The organism is Brevundimonas sp. ZS04 (genome assembly GCF_001956865.1).
Lineage (GTDB): Bacteria > Pseudomonadota > Alphaproteobacteria > Caulobacterales > Caulobacteraceae > Brevundimonas > Brevundimonas diminuta.
Map to the genome: position 1 here is coordinate 1 of NZ_MTHE01000034.1, position 4,077 is coordinate 4,077.

General features: G+C 70.1%; 5 protein-coding genes and 1 pseudogene. 1 reads left to right on the top strand and 5 read right to left on the bottom strand.

Going from position 1 to position 4,077, the window contains the following annotated elements; translation table 11 throughout:
- The 4 genes and pseudogenes from BJP32_RS16590 to BJP32_RS16605 form a co-directional block, all read right to left on the bottom strand.
- Positions 1 to 1,103, bottom strand: a pseudogene (locus tag BJP32_RS16590) (hypothetical protein); the annotation flags it as partial.
- Positions 1,104 to 1,115: 12 nt separating this feature from the next.
- A complete protein-coding gene (locus BJP32_RS16595) occupies positions 1,116 to 1,565 on the bottom strand; it encodes an NlpC/P60 family protein (RefSeq protein ID WP_046653205.1) in 450 nt (149 codons plus the stop codon).
- A complete protein-coding gene (locus BJP32_RS16600; protein WP_076224883.1) occupies positions 1,562 to 2,215 on the bottom strand; it encodes a DUF2163 domain-containing protein in 654 nt (217 codons plus the stop codon). Before BJP32_RS16600 ends, BJP32_RS16595 begins: the two co-directional genes overlap by 4 nt.
- Before the next feature lie 3 nt (positions 2,216 to 2,218).
- Positions 2,219 to 2,830 carry a DUF2460 domain-containing protein gene (locus BJP32_RS16605; protein ID WP_046653202.1) on the bottom strand — a complete coding sequence of 204 codons (612 nt, stop codon included), beginning with the start codon at positions 2,828 to 2,830 and terminating at the stop codon, positions 2,219 to 2,221.
- A 162-nt stretch (positions 2,831 to 2,992) separates the two neighbouring features.
- On the opposite strand from BJP32_RS16605, the gene BJP32_RS16610 reads away from it, so the two are divergent.
- On the top strand, positions 2,993 to 3,694 hold the full coding sequence (locus tag BJP32_RS16610; RefSeq protein ID WP_046653408.1) for a DUF805 domain-containing protein: 702 nt from the start codon (positions 2,993 to 2,995) through the stop codon (positions 3,692 to 3,694).
- A 92-nt stretch (positions 3,695 to 3,786) separates the two neighbouring features.
- Here the strand turns inward: BJP32_RS16610 and BJP32_RS16615 are convergent, their stop codons facing one another.
- On the bottom strand, positions 3,787 to 3,948 hold the full coding sequence (locus BJP32_RS16615; RefSeq protein ID WP_369822440.1) for a hypothetical protein: 162 nt from the start codon (positions 3,946 to 3,948) through the stop codon (positions 3,787 to 3,789).
- Positions 3,949 to 4,077: the final 129 nt, after the last annotated feature.

A 4,077-nucleotide genomic window follows, 5' to 3' on the forward strand; every position in this document is an offset into this window, starting at 1 on the left:
CCGTCCGTCCCCGTGATCCGCCCTCGCCACGGATAGCCGGCGCAGTCCATGAAGACGAAGGGATACAGCGTCACCTCCAGCCCGCGCGCCTTCAGCGCCCGGATCGCCTGCCGCACGCTCTCGTCCGACGGCGTCCCGCCATAGGCCGGGCCTTCGCCGCCCTCTCCGTCGTCGACCCGGCTGATCAGATGCGCGTCCGCGCGCGTCACCCCCGCAACGCCCCAGACCAGAGGCTGTGTCGGCTTGTCCCGCCGCTCCACCCCCGGCCGGATGCGGCAATGCCCCATCCGCACGTCATCGCCGAACCAGCCGAGCACCAGACTGACCCGCTTCAACCGCGGAGCCTGGGCCATCAGCTGATCCAACGAGGCCTCCAGGTCCGTCTGACCCGCCGTCAGATGCACGTTCTCCGGCGTGGACTTCGCCAGCCCCTCGCGCCGCATCACCGGCTCGGTCGCCAGGCAGAACTCTCCCGCGCCGGGGATCAGGCACACGCCCTCCAGCCGGTCTTCCAGCTGCGGCGCCGCCCCCTGCGGCCGCCGGAACACCTCGAACGCCAACTGCGGCGGCCGGTCGCCATAGGCGTCCAGCGGCAGATCCTCGAACACCACATAGGCCGTCCCGCGATAGGCGGGCGCCCGCCCCTCCACCGCCTCGATCAGCGGATCGGGCGTCTGATCTTCCGTCCCGCGATGCAGACGCATCGTCACGCCCGCCATATCCATCGGCTGGCCGTCAGCCCAGACCCGGCCGATCCCGTCGATCGGCCCCTCGCACAGGGCCACGGCGAAGCTCAGCGAATAGGCGTAGTCGACCGTCTTCTGGCCGCCCTTGCCGCCCGACCGCTTCTCCTTCCTCTCCAGAAAGCGCGTGGCCCAGATCACCTGGCCGACCACCCGCGCCCTTCCGAAGACGCAGGCCATCGGCGCCCCCTCGGCCGAGGACTGCAGTTTCAGCCCCTCCAGCCTCGGCCCGACCTGCCGCGCAGGCGACAGCCCGGCGACCAGCCAGCTATCCGTCGCCCGCCCCAGCACCCCGCCGATAAAGCCCCCGATCGGTCCGCCCAGCGCCGACCCGATCCCGCCCAGAACGACCTGCGCCATGCCTGCTCCTTCTTAGAAATTCGGCCAGCGAAACGCCGCGACCAAACGCCTGCGCCACCACGCCCCCATCCAGCTTTCGACCACTGACCGCCCCCAATAGGCGTGGATCATCCGCCGCTCCGGCCCTTCGACCGCGCTCAACACGGCGCAATGCTTGGCCGGACAGCCTGCCGCCATGCGGAACAGCAACACGTCGCCCAGCCCCGCCTGCTCCGGCGCGATCTCCACCAGCCGCCGCCGCGCCGCGCCCCACAGCGTCTCCTCGCCCCCGACCTCGGCCCAGTCGGGACGATAGGGCGGCGGCGCCTCCGGCTCCTCGCCGACTGCCTCGCGCCACACCCCGCGCACCAGGCCCAGACAGTCCGCCCCCTCGCCTTTCACGCTGGCCTGATGCCGATAGGGCGTCCCCAGCCACCCCCGCGCCGCCGCCACGACCCGCGCGCGCCGTTCGGCATCCCTCATCGCCTGCGGCTCCCGCCGTCATTGCGTCCCGCCACAGGCCGCGCCGTCAGGAAATCCTCGCCCGGGATGTCCGGAAAGCCCTGAAAATTGACCCCGTTCCCGAACACCCCGACACAGGTCGCCCACCGCTTGTCGCAGTTGCGCCCAGCCACCAACGCCGCATCCAGCCCGCACCGTCCATCGCCCAATACCGCATCGCAGCCCCGGCCATAGGTCCGCCCGACCACCCGCTCCAGCGCCGCCATCGGCCCGTCCAGATCGGCGACGAACCGCCCGTTCTCACGCCGTATCCGCGCCAGCCGCCCCTTCCACAGCCGCACCCTCAGGTCCGGCCGCATCCAGTCCACGCGCCACAGCTCGACCTCGGCGGCGTCATACCGCCCCGCCGCTATGTCCTCTTCGGTGATCGCCGCATCATCCAGCCCGCCGGACGCCGACAGCGCACCCGCCGCCAGCCCGACCTCGCCGTCGCCCGCCCCGCCGGTCCAGCCGCTGGCCGCCCGGCACGCTGCGCCCTCGACCTCCAGATCGCGGTCATGGTCGGTGAAGCCCATCGCCCGCCCGTCGGCCCGCCTCAGCAGCCAGACATGACACAGCGTCGCCGCCCCGCTCTCGATGCGGGCGGCCAGTTCGTCCGGAACATTGCGCATGGCTCAGACCCGCACCTCGATCAGAGGCATGGCCACCATCCGCCCGGCGCCGAAACTCTCCAGCGTCACCTCCATCCGGTCCGCGTCGAACCGCACCGGCACGTCGAAGGCGAAGCCCGCCGTCACCGCCGCGCCATCCGGCGGCGCCGTCGCCAGCGTCACCCGCCCCCTCGTCGCCTCCAGCGAGAAGGCCGCCGTCTCCACGCCCGCCACCGCCACCCGCACCGATCCCTCGACCGGCTTGGCGATCAGGCGTCGGTGATCGCCGTAAGCCTTGCTCAACTGAAAGACGCGCGCCTGCCCGTCTCCCGTCCCGATCACCTGATCCAACGGCGTCACGGCCGCCCCCGGCGCTCCGCTCCTGAAGTCCGCAAAGTCGCGAAACCGGAACCCGTGCAGCCGCCCGCGCCGCGCTTCGAAAAACGCCGTCAGCGCCGCCATATCGTCCAGCGACCGCAAACCCGCCCCGATCAGATAGCGCCTGCGCCCGTCCGCCCAGGGCGTCGAGCGGCGCTCGAACCCTGACGCCAGCGTCGTGATCTCCGTCCTCCGCTCGACCCCGCCGGTCGAGCCGAACGCCAGCCGCGCAGGCAGGCGCACCTCATGAAAGGCCATGCGTCCTCGCTACTTGATGTGGATTGCGTCCCGTCGCGGGACAGATTGCGAACGTTTCGCGAAAAACTTCACCCGACGGCAGTCTTCGGGTTGTCCGAACGGCCAGGCTCAGCCATGCTTTCGCCACACCACGGCGAAGCCGTTCAACAACAGGAGATCCGCGTGCGCGGCGAAATTCTCAGCTATGACGACACTTCGGGCACGGGCCTGATCAGCGGCGACGACAGCATCCGCTACGGCTTCACCCGCGCGGACGTCCAGGCTGGCGGAACCGTCGCCGTCGGCGCTCGCGTCGACTTCGTGCCGGAAGGCATGGAGGCGACCCAGATCATGATCCTGGCCTCCACCGCTCCCGCCGCCGCCTTCGGTCAGGCCGCCGCCTCTTCGACGGGCGGCGCCCCGCTCGGCGCCTATGACTTCGCCACGGCCATGCTGTCCTTCAACGGCCGCCTGCGTCGCCAGCACTTCTGGATCAGCTGGCTGATCCTGCTCGGCGCCGGCGTGGTGCTGGGCTGGATTCCGATCCTCGGCGCCCTGCTGTCCATCGCCATGATCTGGCCGAACCTGGCCATCACGGTGAAGCGTCTGCACGACATGGGCAAATCAGGCTGGTTCGCCGTCATCCCCTGGGTCGCCAACATCGTCGGCTTCATCATGATCATCGGCGCCGTCGGCACGGCCGTCATCACCAACCCGCAGGCCTTCGAGAGCGAAGATCCCTCCGTGGCCCTGTCCATGCTGGGCTCCATGATGGGCGGCCTCAGCATCATGCTGCTCGTCGGCCTGGGCTTCCTGCTCTGGATCGGCATCTCCGACAGCCAGAAGGGCGACAACAAGTTCGGCCCCAATCCAAAGGGCGAATAATCGACCCATCGGTCTGCAAAGGGACGCCTCCGGGCGTCCCTTTTTTGTTGGCGCTGTCGTTCGACGCACAGCCCCTCCCTGCTTAAGCGCCGCTAGCCGCGCGCGCCCAGCGCCGTCGCCCGCGCCAGCATCCGTGCGATCTGCGTCTCTGACCGCAGCAACCCCTCGGCCCCGCCGTCCACCGTGACGTTGACCGTCACTCCGGTCGGGCCGCCCAACGGCTCGATCATCCCCGCGCCCGACGGACGGAACACCTCCGGCCCTCGGTTTTGGAGACCGATGCTCTACCAGCTGAGCTACACTCCTAGTGTCCCGGACAAAGATCAGCGCGCCGTGGATAACCACCCAGCGGCGCGACCCTCGCCAGAGGGGGGCGTATGCCC

What these genes read in the sequence shown, in the direction of transcription:
- BJP32_RS16595 (WP_046653205.1), bottom strand. Translation starts at nt 1,565, where the DNA reads ATGAGGGATGCCGAACGGCGCGCGCGGGTCGTGGCGGCGGCGCGGGGG.
- BJP32_RS16600 (WP_076224883.1), bottom strand. Translation starts at nt 2,215, where the DNA reads ATGCGCAATGTTCCGGACGAACTGGCCGCCCGCATCGAGAGCGGGGCG.
- BJP32_RS16605 (WP_046653202.1), bottom strand. Translation starts at nt 2,830, where the DNA reads ATGGCCTTTCATGAGGTGCGCCTGCCTGCGCGGCTGGCGTTCGGCTCG.